Source organism: Mesorhizobium sp. M0500 (genome assembly GCF_040321165.1).
Lineage (GTDB): Bacteria > Pseudomonadota > Alphaproteobacteria > Rhizobiales > Rhizobiaceae > Mesorhizobium.
Map to the genome: position 1 here is coordinate 1 of NZ_JAMYRB010000049.1, position 17,411 is coordinate 17,411.

The following is a 17,411-nucleotide window of genomic DNA, read 5'->3' on the forward strand; positions in this document are numbered from 1 at the left end:
CAAGCCGATCTCCGATCCCAATACAGGATCGGCAACCTCACAGATCGCGACCACTCCCGAAAGGTGGTCCCACAACAGCGCTTACCTTGATGCCGCTCAGGTAGGGAGTAGAGAGCGTGTCCCTGGGGGGCTGGATGAGCGTCGCGCAAAGGGTAGGTCCGCTTCTAGAGCAAGCAATCACTGTACTCCTCAACAGGGCGGACCGTCGCGACACGGTCTCGATGAAAGCGGCACTACGCGAAGCTCGGGAGGCTGCGCCTTATTTGGTGGCCTCCGACGAAGAACTAACCGAGGCGATCGTCGAGGCAGCAACTGCCATGGGCCTCTGCGTGGCTTTCGACTCTCGCGAGTAGCTGTCAGCCAACTTCAGTCACTGTGGCACATCGCAACGAAAGCGCGCCGTCCTGCGCCATTTTCAATAGCTAGAGGAGGTAATCCGCAATTACCTTCGCAACCTGCTCACTCTGCCTGTAGAACGGGAACTGGGCTGAGCAAAAGTATTTGCTGGAGGAAATTGATCGGGCCGACAAAGAGTGACGTATGGCTCTCCACTGGTTCAACCCTCCGGTCCCCGTCAAGACCGAGCGTCCCGGGATCATCCGCAACGTCAACAACGCCGAGACAGCCGGCGAGGAGCTGATGAAGTGGACCAAGCGTGGCCCTTGCTGGGACCTCGCGGTGCGCGTTTGCATGGCCGTGATATTCGACGAGATGGAAGCTGAGGAGGCCCGCAAGGCATTCCTGGCTGCTGCAAAAGAGGAGGGGACATTAGTCCCCAATGACAATTAGCTAAAGACAATTAGCTAAATTGGATTGCGGTATAAGCTTCTAGGTGTCTATTACCAACACCGCCTTCGCGCGAAAGGAGCCCGCCGCCAGTGAGGGAGAGGCGACGGACCCCCCCACAGCGGCTGCACATCCACGAAGAATCCCGCTGCCACCTCTAAACCCGCGAGGGCCTACATCGTTCCCTTAGCTGCGGCTAAAGCGGGGTTGGTCGGCGGGCTCTTGCCGCTCTAAGTTCCCCCTTATGGGCCCTCTCTGGTTCTCTCCACCGGTTTACGTGAAGACGAAACGTCCGGGCATTCGCAATGGGGTCAGCCACGTCGAGGGAGCCGCCGAGGAACTCATGGCGTGGGACACAAAGGGCCCGAAGTGGACCAAGGCGGTCCAATCCTGCGTGGATGCGTTCGAGGGAAGCGCCTCCCCCCAAGAGGTCCGTGAAGCCTTTGAGGCGGCTGCCAAGGAGGCCAACATGTATCTCTCCCCTGAGTAGGAGGTATCATGGCAACCCATTGGTTCGTCCCTCCGGTGTTCGTGAAGACTGAAACCGGTGTCAGGCATGGCTGCAACAATGCGAAGGAAGCCCTTGAGCAGCTCAAGATGTGGACCCGGCGAGGGCCTCGCTGGCACAAGGCGGCGACCCTCTGCCTGTCAGCCTTGGAGGGCGATCCGATTGACCCTCAGGTGGTCCGAAAGGCCTTCGAGGCTGCCGCCAAGGAAGCCAAGATGTATCTTTCCCAGTAGGAGGAGGTGTCATGGCAACCCATTGGTTCTCCCCTCCGGTGTACGTCAAGACCGACCGACCTGGGGTCACCTACGGGTGTAACAATGTCGAGGGTGCCGCCGAGGAACTCATGAAATGGACCAAGATGGGACCTAAGTGGAGGAAGGCTGTGCAACTGTGCGCCGACGCCTTTCAGGACCGTGTGACTCCGGAAGAGGTCCGTCAGGCTTTCGAGGCTGCTGCCAAGGAGGAGGGGGTGCTCCGTGAGTAGCAGGCCGGTGCCCATGGCTATGTTGGGAAGGACCCGTTAGGCTGTCTAATGCTGACCAAGTCCGCGCTGCTCGAAATAGACCCGGATACGAGAGCATTGACTCTGGTCGGCGCATTCATGGGCATTTTGCACTTCTTGAAACTGGTATCGGAGCTGCTCTGGGCGAGGTACTTGGCGTCAATGGGGCACGTTGAGGTAGGGGGACCGGAACCGGAATGTCAGGCTTCGAAAGCCGATGGCAGAAACCGGATACGCTGTGGCGGCATTTGAGGGCACGTTCCTGCTCTTGATTATTGCCTGTGAGCTGTGCGCGAAAATCGGGAATGGAAGGGCCGGAGGCAGGAAGCACGGCCTCAGGCCGAGGCGCTAATCAAGCGGGTCGGCAATGATCGCGAAAAGCTCAACACGGCCGGCAGCGAAACTAAAGAAGTAGTCGCGCGTTGGACGGCGGATAACGCTGTTTCGTCTCTGAGTATGGTTTAGGTCAGAGTGGTCAAGCCAACGTCGCGTAAGGCAATCAATGCGTCGAGCGCTAGTCAAGCGAAGTCGCCCGCTCGTGACGAGGTCACTTTAGCGCCGCCCGCTTTCCGGCCGGTCCAGCTCGCAACGCTCGTGGACACGGTCCCTGCCGGCGATCGTTGGATCCATGAGATGAAATACGACGGCTATCGTATTCTCGTTGCCGTCGGCGGCGGCGAAGCGCGAGCGTACACACGATCTGGTCTGGACTGGTCTAGCCGTTTTCCCTCGATCCTCTCCGAGGCTCGCAAGCTCAAGGTGCGCTCAGCCCTGATTGACGGCGAGGCCGTGGTTGTCGATGTGGAAGGAAGATCTAACTTCCAGGCGCTTCAGAATGCATTGAAGGGTGCCCCGGCGACTATCGACTTTTATGCGTTCGATCTGCTGCAGCTCGACGGCGAGGATCTGACAAGGCTTCCTCTTGTTGAGCGTAAGGCGAACCTGGAGGCGATCTTGCCCGCGAAAAATCCCGTCCTTCGCTACTCCGACCATATCCTCGGCCGCGGAGAAGAGCTGCTCGATCGCTTCTGCGCTGCCGGTCTTGAGGGCGTCATTTCAAAGCTCGCGGACTCGAGTTATGTGGGAGCCCGCGGCGCAAGCTGGCTGAAGATCAAATGCATCAGGCGGCAGGAATTTGTGATTGTCGGCTGGACGCCGTCCGACAAGGTCCGCGCGTTTCGGTCCTTGATCCTTGGCGTTTATGACCGCGGCAAGCTGCGTTACGCCGGGAAAGTCGGCACCGGCTTCGATACCGCTGAACTTCTTCGTCTCTTGAAGATCATGGCGCCGCTTGAGCAGAAGGCCGCCACCGTCGACGCACCACGCGCCGAAGTGCGCGGCGCACACTGGCTCCGTCCGAAACTGGTCGCTGAGATTGCCTTCACCGAAATGACAAATGAAGGGACGTTACGACATCCGAGCTACCTTGGTCTCCGCGAAGACAAGAAGCCGGAGGCGGTCGTGCTCGAGACGGAACGTCATGCAGCCGATCTCGCCGCGTTTGCGACAACCGCCATCGCGATAAGTAACCGTGACCGCGTCATCTATCCGGAGTCCAACATCACCAAGGGACAGCTTGCCGACCATTACGCAGCGGTCGCGGCGATCATGCTTCCTTGGGTTGGCAGCCGGCCGATCAGTCTGGTTCGATGCCCACAGGGCCGCGCGAAGAAGTGCTTCTTCCAGAAACACGACGCCGGCAGCTTTGGCGACAAAGTCCACCACGTAGGCATCACGGAGAAGGACGGGCACGAGGAACCATATCTCTATGTCGACGATGCCGACGGACTGATGACTTGCGTCCAGATGGGAACGATCGAGCTGCATGGATGGGGGGCTCGGATCGAGGATGTCGAAAAGGCCGACCGCCTCGTGTTCGACCTCGACCCCGATGAAGGCCTCGATTTTGAGGCCGTCCGCGCCGCTGCCTTTCAGTTCCGCGCTATCCTTAAATCTCTGGGGCTTACGACTTTCCCGATGCTGACGGGAGGCAAAGGAGTGCACGTCATCGCGCCCCTCACCCCTGGCGCCGAGTGGCCAGAGGTGAAGGACTTCGCGTCTCGCCTGGCGCAGGCGGTCGCCCAGAGCGATCCGGCCCATTTCACGGCTGTGTTGTCAAAGGCGCGCCGCAAGGGTCGCATCTTTGTGGACTATCTGCGCAATCAGCGCGGGGCGACCGCGATCATGCCCTACAGCGCAAGATCACGTCCGGGCGCTCCTGTCGCGGCACCGATCACGTGGGCGGAGATGAAGACAATAGATGCGCCCTCTCATTTCCACGTGGGCGATGCTCCTGAATTAAAGAAACGCGCAGCCTCCAAAGCTCTGGCGGGATGGGGTCGCGCTGACCAATCCTTGCCCAATCTGTAGCGTCCGACGCGGGAAGAGGCAGTAAAGCCGGGATTTAAAGGGCAACGCGGCGCTCATGGTCTTGCCTGATTGGAACCTGCGGAGATCGGCCTCGTTTGGCTGAAGCCATGGCAAAAATCGATCCGAGGACCGTCGCCAGTCTTTTGAGGGAATACGCGCAACGGGCGTCTATGCGCGGCGACAATCCCTATCGCACAAAGGCTTACTTGCGCGCGGCAGACAGTCTGACGGCGCTGTCGCAGCCGCTTGATCGGATCATCGCCGCCGGCGCCCTCACCAAGATCCCGGGGATCGGCGACGCGATCGCAGACATCGTGACCAAGCTTTACCAAACCGGCACGCACCCGAGCCTTGAGAAGCTGCGCGAGGATGTTCCAGCGGGCGTGATGGAGCTGTTTGCCATACCCGGGCTTCGTCCCGATAAGATAATGAAGCTTCATCAGGCGCTCGGCGTGAACTCGCTGGCGGAGCTCGAGGCCGCAGCAAGAGAAGACCGCATCCGCCCGGTCAAAGGCCTCGGCGCCGCGCTTCAGACAAAGCTTCTGCAGAACCTGGCCATCGTGCGAAGCGGCAAAACGCAACTTCACCTGCACAAGGCCGCCGCTCTTCTCCACCATGCGGTCATATCGGTGAAGCAACAGCATCCAGAGTTTTCTCGCGTCGAAATTGCAGGCGACTTCCGGCGCGGTTGCGAGCTCGTTTCCGACTTCGTTCTGGTAGCGCAGGGCTTAAAGTCGACTGGTATTGAGGATACGACCCTCAGGCTTGTTGTCACGGACCGGAAGCACTTTGGCGCGAGCCTGCTCGAAGCAACCGGTTCGGCAGACCACCTCGAGCAATTGAAGACGTTCGCGGCCGACAAGGGGTTCACCCTAGACGCCGACGGGCTTCATCGCGGGAGAAAGCTGATCGCGTCAGCGACAGAAGAAGAAATCTACCAAGCTCTAGACTTGCAGTTTATCGAGCCTGAATTGCGCGAAAGCAGCGACGAGATTGAGCGAGCGGCAAAGCAGAAGCTACCCGCCCTCATTCGGGATGAAGATCTGCATGGCATCCTGCATTCTCACACGACCGCATCCGATGGCACCGAAACGCTTGAGGCAATGGCTGAAGCCACGCGCAAGCGCGGTTTCGACTACTATGGTGTCGCCGATCATTCGCAGTCCGCTCACTACGCAGGCGGCCTTTCGTTGCAGGAGATTGCTGAACAGCACCGCGAAGCTGACCGGCTGAACAAGGCATACAATGGAAAATTTCGCATACTGAAGGGCATCGAGGCGGACATCCTGGCGGATGGCTCGCTCGATTACCCGAATGATATCTTGGAGACGTTCGATTTCGTCGTCGCGAGCGTGCACAGCCGCTTCAAGTTGCCCAAGAAGGAACAGACGGAGCGTATCATTGAGGCGATCGGAAATCCTCGGACAACAATCATCGGGCACATGACCGGTCGCCAGCTGTTGCGCCGGCCCGGTTATGATCTCGACGTCGACAAAGTCCTTAAAGCGTGTGCGAAACACGGCGTCGCTGTCGAAATCAACGCACATCCGTGGCGACTCGACCTCGACTGGCGCTGGCATCAAAAGGCACTCGATCAGGGCTGCATCTTCAGCATCAATCCGGACGCTCATTCGATCCGCGAGCTCGACCACATGCATTGGGGTGTCGAGATGGCGCGCAAGGGCGGTGTCCCTGCGAAGCGGGTCCTGAACGCGATGCGTTTGACGGCCCTCCTTGCGCATCTCGCACGGCGCAGGCAAACGTCCTAACCTGCTTGTGCGCCCGGCCTATCAGCGCAGGAGTCCGTCCTTCTCAAAATCTTCCCAGCCGCGCAAACTGGAGTGCGAGTTCTCATCGGGCCCATAACCAGCTGAAGCTGCAGTTCCGCGACCGCTTCTTTGAGCGCGTTTCATAGCGGCCCTCCCCGCGGCTCGCCGCCTATTCTCTGCAGCTGTCACTGCGTCCTGTTCGCGCCAGACCGTAACCAGGTCGCGGTCAAGCACATCCTCCACGTGCTGCGGGTCGAACACGTGAAAGGTGATTTTCCTTGCCCGCCCGCGAAGTTTCACCGTTTTCGTCCCGGCGCTCTGCAAGCGACCATCTTTCAGCCAGCGGTGCCGTTCGGCCGTCGAGATCGTCAGAATGTCCTCGATTTCACGGGGGATTACGGGCAGGTCTTCGATATTCTGCAGTGCTTTGGATACGATCCCGAATACCACCTGCACATCATTCTCGGCGCCCTCAGACAGGCGCAGGGTAAGCACGCGGGACTCGATATGGAGCAGTTTCCTGAACTCCGTTGGAAGGCGGGCGCGTATTTCGAGAAAAATACCCGTCGCTCTGACGGACGATCCAAGCGTTGCAGCCGGGGTTAAAGGCCATCCTCCAATCAGCTTCGCTGTTGCATTGGTTTTTCGGCGCGTGGACATGCCCCTTATATAGGTCACTGATTTTCGGCAGCGATGAGCCGATCGCAAAGCCGACAGAGTTCTAATCCGCCAGCGGTCTGAACCACGATGCCCAAAGGCGCAACCACGATTGTTAGCGGGGCCGCTGATTGTCGTCGCCTTGCGCTTACCGACATTGTGCTTCACCCGTTCCGGGCCTCCTTGTTAAGCGCAGTAACTTTGAAACAAATCCTGCCGGCAGGCGTTCCAGCATGGCGGGCGGCGTTGCCGGAGGACCCAATGCCCGATGAAAACAATGACATCGTCATCCCCCAAGACCACGATGCATCGCCACTTCGGGAGGAGGAGTATTTCGTCCTCTGCCCGGCGTGCGGCCAGGCGTTCGACATCAGGTGTATGGCAGCGGCGCTTCATCACAACGAGCTAGGCCACGAGCCATACGACCTCGACTCGTAGTCGGCAGTGATCGACGACCGTCGATGAGTGTTTGGAGATGTCCCTTCACAGCCTGTGCGAGCCGGGTCGAGACCAACACCCGAGGGTAAGCTCTCGCTCATCTGGCCGGTCGCGTTGCCGACCGATCGGCCTAGAACGAATCCCTGTCGCGAGGGCGGACCTTCGCCGGCACGCTATGTCTTGACAGATAGAGCGTCGTGACAGAACTGGGCGACATGGTTGCGGTGGAGTAGGCGCCGTCGCTTCACCAGTAGTCCGAAGACGCCAGCGACGCACTAGGCTGGACTCGTGCCCTAGCCGTCGGACTCCCGCTTATCCGTTCGTCCGCCCTTTATCTGGCTGGACAGCGCCGCGCCCTTGGGCTGTTCAAACTGCGCTTGCATCTTCCGTACGCGGACAAGCGCGGCCGTTGTATCGCCGTAGTGTCAACCCGCTGTGAGCAAACATTGGACAGAAGCATTCCAAGATTCACGATGTGCAACACCGACGCCAGATCGACATGAATCTTCAGTTCAAAGAGCGAGGATTAATGCTGCGGCAAACGAAGGGGGCACGGGGGGTCTTCGCGCGAGCCAGTTATCCGATCTCCCGCTCAGAAAATTCAGCCAAATATTCCGATCTCCTGATGGAACCCATTCGTTGCGGGCGAGTTGCGGCTCATTGGGACGGACTTCCCGAACATGACAACGAGCAACAAAGCAGACCATCAGTCTGTCTCCGAAGCGTTTCGGAAACTGATCCGTTCCGAAGGCTATCGTCATCACGTACAAACATTCTTAAATCTGGAGGTCGAACCAGAACTGCCGCCAACCCTACAGTCATTACTTGCGGCTATTGATCGGGCCAAACAGGGCCCGACGGAAGAAGGTCCCTAGCCGGCTGGCTGAGCGTCAGGTCAAAGAGTATAGAGGCTCGCTTCGTGGCTTGTCCCCCTGATTCCCACTCAGAAGTTATCAAACATTCTTCTTGATTTTTCTCGACAGAGGATCATGAATGTTCCCTTGGGTTCTCGCTGAGGTGGGAGGCCTTGTATGAACGTTTGGACGAACTGCCGACCCGACAAAGTGACTGCCAAACACCTTGTTCACGAGCTGATCCTACAAGCCCGTCGCGGCCAAATCATCTCCGTCAAAGAGACTATTGCAGCGGTGCGCCGAAACGGGCCATATCTGGCGGAAACTGACTGCGAGCTGGTGGAGCTTATTGTCAATGTTGCCCCAGCCTTTGGCCTGTTCGTCGGGTTCGATCTTCGCGAATAACCGCCTCCTCAACAGGGCGGACCGTGGCGACACGGTCTCGATCAAAGCTGCACTACGCGAAGCTCGGGAGGCTGCGCCTTGCTTGGTGGCCTCCGACGAAGAACTAACCGAGGCGATCGTCGAGGCAGCAACTGCCATGCCTCTGCGTGGCTTTCGACTGTCGCGAGTAGCTGTCAGCCAACTTCAGTCACTGTGGCACATCGCAACGAAAGCGCGCCGTCCTGCGCCATTTTCAATAGCTAGAGGAGTAATCCGCAATTACCTTCGCAACCTGCTCACTCTGCCTGTAGAACGGGAACTGGGCTGAGCAAAAGTATTTGCTGGAGGAACTTGATCGGGCCGACAAAGAGTGACCGCATGGCTCTCCACTGGTTCAACCCTCCGGTCCCGGTCAAGTCCGAGCGTCCCGGGATCATCCACAACGTCAACAACGCCGAGACTGCCGGCGAGGAGCTGATGAAGTGGACCAAGCGTGGCCCTTGCTGGGACCTCGCGGTGCGCGTTTGCATGGCCGTGATTTTCGACGAGATGGAACCTGAGGAGGCCCGCAAGGCATTCCTGGCTGCTGCAAAAGAGGAGGGGACATTACTCCCCCAATGAGAACTAGCTAAATTGGATGCGGTATAAGCTTCTAGGTGTCTATTACCAACACCGCCTTCGCGAAAGGAGTCCGCCGCCGGTGAGGGAGAGGCGACGGACCCCCCCACAGCGGCTGCACATCCACGAAGAATCCCGCTGCCACCTCTAAACCCGCGTGGGCCTACATCGTTCCCTTAGCTGCGGCTAAAGCGGGGTTGGTCGGCGGGCTCTTGCCGCTCTAAGTTCCCCCTTATGGGTCCTCTCTGGTTCTCTCCACCGGTCTACGTGAAGACGAAACGTCCGGGCATTCGCAATGGGGTCAGCCACGTCGAGGGAGCCGCCGAGGAACTCCTGGCATGGGACACAAAGGGCCCGAGGTGGACGAAGGCGGTCCAATCCTGCGTCGACGCGTTCGAGGGCAGGATGTCCCCCATGAGGTCCGTGAAGCCTTTGAGGCGGCTGCCAAGGAGGCCAACGTGTATCTCTCCCCTGAGTAGGAGGTATCATGGCGCCCATCTGGTTCGTCCCTCCGGTGTTCGTGAAGACTGAAACCGGTGTCAGGCATGGCTGCAACAATGCGAAGGAAGCCCTTGAGCAGCTCAAAATGTGGACCCGGCGAGGGCCTCGCTGGCATAAGGCGGTGACCCTCTGCCTGTCAGCCTTGGAGAGCGATTCGATTGACCCCCACATAATACGAAAGGCCTTTGAGGCTGCCGCTAAGGAGGCCAACGTGTATCTCTCCCCTGAGTAGGAGGTGTCGTGGTAACCCATTGGTTCTCCCCTCCGGTGTACGTTACGTAACCTTGCACCTCGACTAAGGCGATCGGTCCCTTGGGAACAGTGCCGTCGGTATGGAAAGATCGCATCGGCACTGTCCTTCCAGCCCTGATTGAAGAGGCCCGTATCCGCTGCCCTGCTGTAGGTAACGAACCTTCCCCGTTGCGGGCTCCGACCTCTTCCATCCAAGCCGTGGCAGCACCCAGCCAACTCGCGGACTACCTTCAAGTAACTGGGGCAAGTCGTGGGGCCGCGGTCTACATGACCATCGGTACTGTGCGATGGGTGGGACCTAGCGTCGGGCAGGGGGCAACCTAGAGATAGCCCGACGGCCCCTTACGCAATGTCGCCACGGATAACCCGGACGTTCAGCTGCCTTAGCGCCGGCACGAGTTCCGCGTGAGCGCCGTGGCCCGTCGGGCCCTGAGCCTGCCGTCAACGGCGCGGTCGTAGACCGCCACGCATTCCGCTCCGGTCAGCCGCGAATTCTACAGGATCCCGTCAACGGCGAACCCGTTAAAGAGAGTCTGGCTCAGCTTCCGGCCTTCCTCCTGTTGTTTGGCACGTGCAGCGTCGGTGCTGATCCCGAGCCGCAGCAGGCCGGTGGATCTACAATGTTGCGGACGCGTCCGGAGCCACGCGTGATTTCGCTGCCATTTCGCATTTCTACAATGCGACGCAGCTTCGCCGAGCTAGCATTCCAGCATCAACAAGGGTCTGCTAATGATGTTCATCGCGAATCTTCTCGCTCGGGCCGAGACCGTCGATCAAGTCCGTGACATCCTCATCGATCTCACGCGGCAGACATCCGCTGAGTCGGGCGCGGTGTCGTATCACGCCGCTCAGAGCACGTCCGACACCACGCATTTTTATGTCGTGGAACAATACCGCGATCATGCGGCTTGGGAGTCTCATATGGCCTCTCCCCATGTGCGCAATGCGCTATCCGTGTTCAATGATCTACTTAGAGAGCCGCCTGCGGCAGCCGCGTTCGTGGTTTTTGCCGAATACATAGCTGTGCCAGCCGACAGCCACGCGATCTAAGCGTGTTCGCCATTTAGCTGTCGACCACACAACTGGATTGGCTCTTCATACAACCTACGACGGACGGAAAGGATTTCCGATGGCTGAAGTGGCAGTTCTAGGACTTGGAGCGATGGGGTCGCGCATGGCAGCCAATCTGCTCAAGGCAGGGCACCGCTTGACGGTGTGGAACCGGTCAAAGGAGGCGGCGCATTCGCTCATTTCCACAGGAGCACGTCTCGCCGGCACGCCGCGAGAGGCCGCGGCAGAAGCAGATTTCGTGATCGCCATGGTTCGAGACGGCATTGCATCACGGAAAATATGGCTCGACGAGGACACGGGGGCACTTGCTGGGCTCAAGGCGGGCGCGGTGGCGATCGAGAGCTCGACACTGACGCCGGTTTGGATCGGCGAGCTCGCCAAAGCCGCATCGGCTCGGGGCGTCGCCTTCCTTGAGGCACCGGTGGCAGGCGGGCGCCCACAAGCGGAGGCGGCCCAGCTGATCTATATCGTCGGCGGCGAGAAGGACGTCCTTGCGCGAACAGAACCGCTGCTCAAAGCCATGGGGACAGCAGTACATCACGCTGGGCCGGTCGGGGCAGGCGCCATGGTGAAGCTCTCCGTCAACTCTCTTCTCGCTATCCAGGTTGGCGCAATGGCCGAACTCATTGGCCTGCTGCAGCGGCTGGGCGCCGATGTCGATCGAGCCGTCGAGATTATTGGCACGACGCCCGCCAGCAGCCCAGCGGCGAAAACGATGGCAGCCTCCATGCGCGCGGGCACGTTCGCACCCTTGTTTCCAGTAGAACTCATGGACAAAGACCTTGCATATGCAATCGCTATGGCGGGCGCGGACTGCTCACAGCATATGCCTCTGACTATTGCGGCCCGCGAGGTCTTCCAGCATGGGATTGATCGCGGCATGGGCGATGACAACATAACCAGCATCGTGCGCCTGTACACTGAGCCAAGATAATCTATGTATGCGATGGGCGACTGCAGAAGTGGCGTAACAGATAAGTCATGGATTTTGAGAGGCTTGGATGCTGAGTATATCCTATCGACCGATCGAATCGATAGGTCACGTGGTTGATCGCTACTGGTCACGTGAGACCAATCCTGGCGAAAACATCGAATTTATGCCGTTCTGGCCAAGCCCAGGCGGAGCTGAGATATTCTTTCACGTTGCACGAGGCTTTCTGCTTAACGGGAAACAGCCGCCGCGGGCCCATGTTTTGTGCTGCCGTAGCCAGCCCATTCACCCAAAGGCCGTGCCGGGATTTCGCTTTCTTGCTGTCCGTATTCGGGCGGGCATGGCAGAACATCTGCTGGGAGTACCTGTTTCCGAACTTGCAGACAGAATTGTTCCACTCGAGGTGATCTGGGGACAAGAGGCAACGCGTCTGACGGAGCAAATCGTAACCACGGCGCTTGACAGCACGCGGGTCCACCTGCTGAACCATTTTCTACAGCAACGTCTCAATCCCCGAGCAGAGCGGCGCACCCTCGATGCCGCCTTCCGACTTCTCGAGACGGGAACATCATCGATCTCCAAAATCTGCGATCTTGTGGGACTGAGCGAGAGACAGCTTGAGAACCGTTTCAGGAGAGCAACGGCAAATTCGCCGGTCCGCTTTCGCCAACTTGCGCGGTTGAGACGAACTATCAAAGCGATATTGCAAGATCCGAACGAGAAATTTACGCAGCTTGTCGATGAGGCCTACTTTGATCAATCGCAGGCCGTTCATGAGTTCCGCCGTTTTACAGGTCTGACACCAACGGAATTTTGCGAGCTGGCGAGACGGTCCGCTCACTTCTACGAGTTGAGATCGCCGGCTTTGGCTCGCAGAAGTCAGTAGTGGGTCGAGCCCGCCGGGCAACGCGGCGGAAGCTCCGTTCCTCCGGAACCACTGCAAAGCCGGCCGCAACGATCAACCCCGAAGACGTTGTCCGATGTAGGGTTCGAATCGCTCTAGCACTATCGGCAATACAGCGCGTCGATCGAAATCACCTGTTAGCCTCTCCTCTGAGCGCGGCCGCAGCTCCCTTCAGGCAAGATGCGCGAGCAGACGGATATCTATCTGACCGAAAGCAAACAGTAGCCAGGCGTGCCCCACTGAAAGCACAAGCAAGCGCAAATGTTCCTGGACTGATGCTCGGCTGGCGGCAACTTGCTCGCCAGCCGAGTTGAGTTCAGGCGGTGGTCGGGGGAGACTGGCCAGCCAAACGCTGGTGATTCCAACCTGTGCCGATGTGCCAATCAGCAACCTTCGTCGGTCTTTTTCACCTGGCCTGGCGCGGCGGTGTTGGCTGTCGTGTCCTGCTGACCTGGCGCCGCCTGCTGAGCGCTGCCAGTCTGCTGGCCGGGCGCGCAGTCCCTGGCCGAGTTCGGATTTGTGGTGCCGCTGGTGGTGGTCGTGTCGGTGCCCTGATCGCCGGACATGTTGGTCCCGCTGCCCGTCGTGCCGGTGCCCTGATCCGTCGTGCTGGGCATGGTTGTCGTGGTCGAGGTTCCGCTCGTCGAGGTTCCGCTCGAAGTTCCGCTCGTCGTCTGGGCAAAGGAAAGCCCGGCCGACACCGCCAGCACGGCCGAAGCCAAAAGGATGCGTTTCATCTTCTTTCGCCTGTCTGAATGCGCGGGACGCGCCTGGCAATCCAACAGGTAGACAGAAGGAGTATTCCCCGATGAAGTTCAACTTTTGTAACTCTGGTCGTAGGTCAGCGTTAGGATGGCGCGTATATTAGAAGCCTCTTGAAGAAGACGCTGCCCGCACCAGAATCCATGGCATGGCTCGGGGAATAGGCATTGGTGACCAGGTGGCGATTACTGCCACGGTTCGAAGGCGGACAACAGAGGACCGCGTAAGCGTCTCGATCCCAGGTTACGACTTCCCGCATTCCATCATCGACCACACTAAGGTGAACCGAGGCCAGCAAATCGAGCTAAAAGGCGAGGTCACGCGCATCGACGAGGACACTGTGACGATCGACCTCGGGCCGCTGGTCACGGTCGACCGTGGCAAGGTCCGGTTGGTGGAGAGGTATCGGCCGCCAAAACGACGAAAGGCACTTGTCGTTGCCCGGATTAGAACCGACAACATCGCGACAGGCTATGAGGGCAGGCCGCATGACGGGCCGGTAGAGGACGAGTCGAAGCACTTGGTCTACTGCCCAGTCTGCGGCCAAACGTTCGACGCGCGCGATCTTGGACAGGTCTTCCACCACGCTGAGCCGCAGCACCAGCCGCTTCCGGTCGAGCAATAGTCCAGCTAGTTGAGCTCCGGCGGCAGACCGACGTTTGAGACCCTTCAGCGCGCCACCGACGTACGTTGGATGAGAAAAGGGTGCTGCGTGCACCGCGCCTTCCCCGCGCGCCGATGCTCCACCTGGAGCGCAAAAAAGTCCCGCCGCACTGCCAGAACGGCGGGACCGATCAAACGCTTTGCACCAGGCGGGGGGATGCGGGGGGTGGGCTTGCCAAGTGAGCGCGGACCGTAACCAACCCTAAGCGCCACAGCGGCAACGCGTCCACCAACCGCCGGTTGGAGCGACAGGACGATTGAGCCGCCGGCAGGTCAGGTCATCCCGGGTCGCTATCGCTCGCAACCAGACGGTAGCGGAAATTGTTGCGGATGTGGTCGTTGAAATAGCGGCCCTTGGCGAACGCGGCCCGGAACGCGGCAAAGGTTTCCGGCGGTACCCCCTCAAACTCGTACCGTTTACCGCTGGCGACAAACCACACCGAGAGGGTCCTTCTATCCAGATCATATTCCATCTTGCGGATCGAAGTAGATGGCATGAGCACCACAGGCCGAGGCCCGCGCCCTTGCGGGGAGCGCGGGCCGATCGGGATACCGATCTGCAGCAATACCTGGAGGGGAGGATTCGCTGCGTGCACCGAACTTTCGCGGCGGTCCCGTGTTCCCAATCGAGATACACAAAAGTTAGCTGCACCTTTCGGCATCACGCGGACGTTGGATTTCTGAGAAAGCGCGAGCGTCAATACTAACTTCTGGTGATGGAATTTTCCCGTGAGATAGGCACGCTCCACCGCGAAAGGAGTGCCCCGCCCTGACCGTCCTCGCCTACAACCTTGCCAATGACATCAAGGGGTCATGGAAAGTCGTCTTTGTGCCTGACGAACTGCATCTGTATGTCCAATTCAGTCCGCCAGGCGCCGACACAAACCCGGTTGATTGGATAAGTGTTGATGATTTCCTTGCATGGCGGCCGAAAGGCGCACTCCACAAGCGAGCGCGCGACAGCTTGGTTTCGCTCATTTGCAAATGAGACAAGGGAAAACCCGCGCCGAGATCGAGTGCGAGCGCCCCGGGTGGGCCTATTCGACGTTCCGAAGGCGCAGCGACGATGCCGCCAATGCGATAGCTAAAGCTCTTATGGGTGACGGTGCGCGGGCTTGGCTTTGAAGCGTCAGCGGAGCGACATTTGCACCTTTCGCTCGGTGATCGCATTTTCGATGTCGCTGACGTTAAGCTTTCTCACGAACTCCGCGTACGACCAGGCTGGCGTTCGTCAATCGACCTCCTGCAAGCCGAGACCGGAACCAGGATCGACCTTGCCGCGATGCCGCCCGACGGCGTTGCCCGATGTAGGGCAGCGTGGTCGCGGCTCGTCGGGCACAGGACATGTGTTGTTCATGGCGACCCTAACAATGCGGCTGGTCTCGAAGAAGCCGCTCATGACATTGCCGCTCAGGCGTCAGCCGCTTGGGAAGCCGCTGTTTGTTGGAAAACGATTACGCAATCAAGCGGCTCGCCGAAGTTAGAGCCCTTTGATCGATGGCTAATGGCGGAATAGCCCAATAATTGTTTATCGCGCTCGGCAACGGGGAGTTTGACCGGCTGGGCTGGGTCTCGAAGAAGGTTCTCCAGTTCGGACAGTGCAAGATGCGGCGCTCCGTTCGAACGTTGCATGCTCCACAATCAGTTCATGAAGCTGAGCGGCATCGCCTGGCGATGCAACTCGGATCGCAATGATCACGTGTCTGAACCTTTCGCCAACTCGAAGCCTTCATCGAGCCAACCCGTAACGCCGCCAGCCATGATCTTCACCGGGCGACCGAGCTCCGCAAGGCGAAGCGCCCCACGGGCGGCACCGTTGCAGTGAGGGCCGGCGCAGTAGGTGACGAATACGGTTTGGTCGGACCAGCACTCGAGCTTTGAGCGGACAATCTTGCCATGGGGCAAGTTGATGGCCCCGGGGACATGACCTTGGGCGAACATCGAAGGGCTGCGGACATCGAGGAGGACGAAATCGGGTTCGCGCGACAGCGCATGATGAACATCCCAACAGTCCGTTTCGAAGGTAAATTCGGCTGAGAAGTGTTCGCGTGCGATTTCGCTCGGAGCAGCGGGAACGGTTGTGACGGCGGAGGACAAGGTGATCTCCTTTTTGTTCTTGTTCGCTCTCCATGTGGCTGACTAGGATATCACCTTGCAATTGGCGTGAATGACATACTACGGGTATATCATGCCAAACACGAACGGCCCCCTCGTTGTCGCGCTTCTCTACGATGGTCTTTGCACCTTTGAGTTCGGCATAGTCGCCGAAGTCTTCGGTTTGGCGCGACCTGAAATGGGTGAAAGCTGGTACCGGTTCGCAAGCTGCGCCATCGAGGAAGGCCCCCTTCGTGCGAATGGTGGCTTGTTGCTGATGCCGGATCATGGCATCGGATTAATCGATGAGGGCGATATTATCGTCGTTCCAGGATGGAAAGAGGTCGACGAACCTGTACCTCAAACTCTCGTCCAGCGGTTGCGTCATGCCCATGACAGAGGGGCAAGATTGGCGTCGATCTGCTCGGGTGCATTCGTGCTGGCCGCTACGGGCCTTCTCGATGGCGGAACGGCGACCACGCACTGGCGCTACGCTGATGCACTGCGCAGCCAGTATCCAAAGTTGGTCGTGGACCATGCCTCGCTCTACCGCTCGCATGGCCGCGTGTTTACGTCCGCCGGGAGTGCCGCCGGCATTGACCTTCTGATCGAGATCGTTCGCCAGGACTTTGGAGCTGATGCGGCGAACTCCGTGGCTCGAAGGCTTGTAATGCCGGCGCACCGTACCGGTGGGCAGGCCCAATTCCTTGAACGACCTGTTCCGACACGGCGTGGGTCAGAAGTTGCGCCACTGCTGGACAAGATGAGGGCTGAACTCGGCGGCGCTTGGACGCTGGAGCGAATGGCATCGGAATGCCACATGAGCTTGCGGACCTTTATACGACGCTTCACCCAAGCGACGGGATCGCCTCCAGGCGAATGGCTGGTATCCGAGCGCCTTGAGGAGGCGAAGCAGCTCCTGATTGGTCGCCACCACAGCATCGAAGAGATCGCCGCGGCCGTGGGCATGAGTTCAGCGGATACGCTGCGACATCACTTCCGCAAACGCACGGGTATCAGCCCAAAGGAATATCAAACGCAGTTCGGCCGTCCGACGCCAGTTCGATCATGATTTTGACGAATGCTCGGTCATCTATCTGTGTCCATCGACGTCCGGAAAGGGATCGCAGAACGAACCCGCTCGCACGGGAGGGCACGCGTTTCGCGGCTGGCGCATAGGCGATAAGACGACCAAAAAGGTGGGAAGCGCAGCGAACCCCTCTATATCGACTGCCATGGATGCATCGAGCGACCACCCGCAGAACGACGAGCTTCTCTCGGACATCCAGCGCCTGTCCTTCGACTATTTTCTCAAAGAGGCCAACCCGGCGAATGGCCTGATCGCCG

The 17,411-nt window shown here is 59.2% G+C and carries 19 protein-coding genes and 1 pseudogene; 16 read left to right on the top strand and 4 right to left on the bottom strand.

Annotated features, from left to right (window positions below; translation table 11 throughout):
* Positions 1-540 precede the first annotated feature (540 nt).
* From NKI70_RS32805 to NKI70_RS32830, 6 genes are all read left to right on the top strand, one after another.
* The gene (locus NKI70_RS32805; RefSeq protein WP_352531006.1) at positions 541-789 is read left to right on the top strand and encodes a DUF982 domain-containing protein; all 249 of its coding nucleotides are present in this window, start codon (positions 541-543) and stop codon (positions 787-789) included.
* Positions 790-1,030: 241 nt separating this feature from the next.
* Positions 1,031-1,276, top strand: a complete 246-nt coding sequence (locus NKI70_RS32810; protein ID WP_352726238.1) for a DUF982 domain-containing protein — start codon at positions 1,031-1,033, stop codon at positions 1,274-1,276.
* A gap of 8 nt (positions 1,277-1,284) precedes the next feature.
* On the top strand, positions 1,285-1,527 hold the full coding sequence (locus NKI70_RS32815) for a DUF982 domain-containing protein (protein WP_352726240.1): 243 nt from the start codon (positions 1,285-1,287) through the stop codon (positions 1,525-1,527).
* A gap of 11 nt (positions 1,528-1,538) precedes the next feature.
* The gene (locus NKI70_RS32820; RefSeq protein WP_352625651.1) at positions 1,539-1,778 is read left to right on the top strand and encodes a DUF982 domain-containing protein; all 240 of its coding nucleotides are present in this window, start codon (positions 1,539-1,541) and stop codon (positions 1,776-1,778) included.
* Positions 1,779-2,267: 489 nt separating this feature from the next.
* Positions 2,268-4,166, top strand: a complete 1,899-nt coding sequence (gene ligD, locus NKI70_RS32825; protein WP_352726242.1) for a DNA ligase D — start codon at positions 2,268-2,270, stop codon at positions 4,164-4,166.
* 107 nt (positions 4,167-4,273) lie between these two features.
* On the top strand, positions 4,274-5,935 hold the full coding sequence (locus NKI70_RS32830) for a DNA polymerase/3'-5' exonuclease PolX (RefSeq protein WP_352726244.1): 1,662 nt from the start codon (positions 4,274-4,276) through the stop codon (positions 5,933-5,935).
* A gap of 21 nt (positions 5,936-5,956) precedes the next feature.
* Here the strand turns inward: NKI70_RS32830 and NKI70_RS32835 are convergent, their stop codons facing one another.
* Positions 5,957-6,595, bottom strand: coding sequence for a hypothetical protein (locus NKI70_RS32835; RefSeq protein ID WP_352726268.1), 639 nt, complete (start codon positions 6,593-6,595; stop codon positions 5,957-5,959).
* 258 nt (positions 6,596-6,853) lie between these two features.
* On the opposite strand from NKI70_RS32835, the gene NKI70_RS32840 reads away from it, so the two are divergent.
* The 7 genes from NKI70_RS32840 (at position 6,854) to NKI70_RS32870 (ending at position 12,527) form a co-directional block, all read left to right on the top strand.
* Complete coding sequence (locus tag NKI70_RS32840; RefSeq protein ID WP_352726247.1) at positions 6,854-7,030, top strand: hypothetical protein; 177 nt, start codon at positions 6,854-6,856, stop codon at positions 7,028-7,030.
* Between the two features lie 1,031 nt (positions 7,031-8,061).
* Positions 8,062-8,289: a hypothetical protein gene (locus tag NKI70_RS32845; protein ID WP_352726249.1), complete on the top strand. Its 228-nt coding sequence runs from the start codon at positions 8,062-8,064 to the stop codon at positions 8,287-8,289.
* Between the two features lie 357 nt (positions 8,290-8,646).
* Positions 8,647-8,889, top strand: a complete 243-nt coding sequence (locus NKI70_RS32850; protein WP_352458910.1) for a DUF982 domain-containing protein — start codon at positions 8,647-8,649, stop codon at positions 8,887-8,889.
* A gap of 484 nt (positions 8,890-9,373) precedes the next feature.
* Entirely contained in the window at positions 9,374-9,619 is a 246-nt protein-coding gene (locus tag NKI70_RS32855; protein ID WP_352726252.1) for a DUF982 domain-containing protein, read from the top strand.
* 749 nt (positions 9,620-10,368) lie between these two features.
* Positions 10,369-10,689, top strand: coding sequence for a putative quinol monooxygenase (locus tag NKI70_RS32860; protein WP_352456140.1), 321 nt, complete (start codon positions 10,369-10,371; stop codon positions 10,687-10,689).
* A 79-nt stretch (positions 10,690-10,768) separates the two neighbouring features.
* Complete coding sequence (locus tag NKI70_RS32865) at positions 10,769-11,644, top strand: NAD(P)-dependent oxidoreductase (protein ID WP_352456139.1); 876 nt, start codon at positions 10,769-10,771, stop codon at positions 11,642-11,644.
* A 109-nt stretch (positions 11,645-11,753) separates the two neighbouring features.
* A complete protein-coding gene (locus NKI70_RS32870; RefSeq protein WP_502894563.1) occupies positions 11,754-12,527 on the top strand; it encodes an AraC family transcriptional regulator in 774 nt (257 codons plus the stop codon).
* Positions 12,528-12,928: 401 nt separating this feature from the next.
* Here NKI70_RS32870 and NKI70_RS32875 read toward each other — a convergent pair whose 3' ends face one another.
* Positions 12,929-13,282 (bottom strand): hypothetical protein, encoded by a 354-nt coding sequence (locus NKI70_RS32875; protein ID WP_352726256.1) that lies wholly within the window; start codon positions 13,280-13,282, stop codon positions 12,929-12,931.
* A 173-nt stretch (positions 13,283-13,455) separates the two neighbouring features.
* Between NKI70_RS32875 and NKI70_RS32880 the strand changes: the two genes are divergently transcribed.
* Positions 13,456-13,932 carry a hypothetical protein gene (locus tag NKI70_RS32880; protein WP_352726258.1) on the top strand — a complete coding sequence of 159 codons (477 nt, stop codon included), beginning with the start codon at positions 13,456-13,458 and terminating at the stop codon, positions 13,930-13,932.
* A 316-nt stretch (positions 13,933-14,248) separates the two neighbouring features.
* Here the strand turns inward: NKI70_RS32880 and NKI70_RS32885 are convergent, their stop codons facing one another.
* Complete coding sequence (locus NKI70_RS32885; RefSeq protein ID WP_352726261.1) at positions 14,249-14,671, bottom strand: KTSC domain-containing protein; 423 nt, start codon at positions 14,669-14,671, stop codon at positions 14,249-14,251.
* A 512-nt stretch (positions 14,672-15,183) separates the two neighbouring features.
* Here NKI70_RS32885 and NKI70_RS32890 point away from each other — a divergent pair.
* Positions 15,184-15,464, top strand: a pseudogene (locus NKI70_RS32890) (aminoglycoside phosphotransferase); the annotation flags it as partial.
* Positions 15,465-15,665: 201 nt separating this feature from the next.
* Here NKI70_RS32890 and NKI70_RS32895 read toward each other — a convergent pair.
* Positions 15,666-16,067, bottom strand: a complete 402-nt coding sequence (locus NKI70_RS32895) for a rhodanese-like domain-containing protein (RefSeq protein WP_352726263.1) — start codon at positions 16,065-16,067, stop codon at positions 15,666-15,668.
* A gap of 91 nt (positions 16,068-16,158) precedes the next feature.
* Here NKI70_RS32895 and ftrA point away from each other — a divergent pair, with 91 nt between their 5' ends.
* Positions 16,159-17,136, top strand: coding sequence for a transcriptional regulator FtrA (ftrA, locus tag NKI70_RS32900; RefSeq protein ID WP_352726266.1), 978 nt, complete (start codon positions 16,159-16,161; stop codon positions 17,134-17,136).
* Positions 17,137-17,411: the final 275 nt, after the last annotated feature.

Bases quoted from the DNA above. Each gene is read 5' to 3' on its own strand.
- NKI70_RS32810 (WP_352726238.1), top strand. From the start codon at position 1,031: ATGGGCCCTCTCTGGTTCTCTCCACCGGTTTACGTGAAGACGAAACGT.
- NKI70_RS32850 (WP_352458910.1), top strand. From the start codon at position 8,647: ATGGCTCTCCACTGGTTCAACCCTCCGGTCCCGGTCAAGTCCGAGCGT.
- NKI70_RS32815 (WP_352726240.1), top strand. From the start codon at position 1,285: ATGGCAACCCATTGGTTCGTCCCTCCGGTGTTCGTGAAGACTGAAACC.
- NKI70_RS32855 (WP_352726252.1), top strand. From the start codon at position 9,374: ATGGCGCCCATCTGGTTCGTCCCTCCGGTGTTCGTGAAGACTGAAACC.
- NKI70_RS32835 (WP_352726268.1), bottom strand. From the start codon at position 6,595: ATGTCCACGCGCCGAAAAACCAATGCAACAGCGAAGCTGATTGGAGGA.
- NKI70_RS32830 (WP_352726244.1), top strand. From the start codon at position 4,274: ATGGCAAAAATCGATCCGAGGACCGTCGCCAGTCTTTTGAGGGAATAC.
- NKI70_RS32840 (WP_352726247.1), top strand. From the start codon at position 6,854: ATGCCCGATGAAAACAATGACATCGTCATCCCCCAAGACCACGATGCA.
- NKI70_RS32820 (WP_352625651.1), top strand. From the start codon at position 1,539: ATGGCAACCCATTGGTTCTCCCCTCCGGTGTACGTCAAGACCGACCGA.
- NKI70_RS32805 (WP_352531006.1), top strand. From the start codon at position 541: ATGGCTCTCCACTGGTTCAACCCTCCGGTCCCCGTCAAGACCGAGCGT.
- ftrA (WP_352726266.1), top strand. From the start codon at position 16,159: ATGCCAAACACGAACGGCCCCCTCGTTGTCGCGCTTCTCTACGATGGT.
- NKI70_RS32875 (WP_352726256.1), bottom strand. From the start codon at position 13,282: ATGAAACGCATCCTTTTGGCTTCGGCCGTGCTGGCGGTGTCGGCCGGG.
- NKI70_RS32865 (WP_352456139.1), top strand. From the start codon at position 10,769: ATGGCTGAAGTGGCAGTTCTAGGACTTGGAGCGATGGGGTCGCGCATG.
- NKI70_RS32845 (WP_352726249.1), top strand. From the start codon at position 8,062: ATGAACGTTTGGACGAACTGCCGACCCGACAAAGTGACTGCCAAACAC.
- NKI70_RS32880 (WP_352726258.1), top strand. From the start codon at position 13,456: ATGGCTCGGGGAATAGGCATTGGTGACCAGGTGGCGATTACTGCCACG.
- NKI70_RS32860 (WP_352456140.1), top strand. From the start codon at position 10,369: ATGATGTTCATCGCGAATCTTCTCGCTCGGGCCGAGACCGTCGATCAA.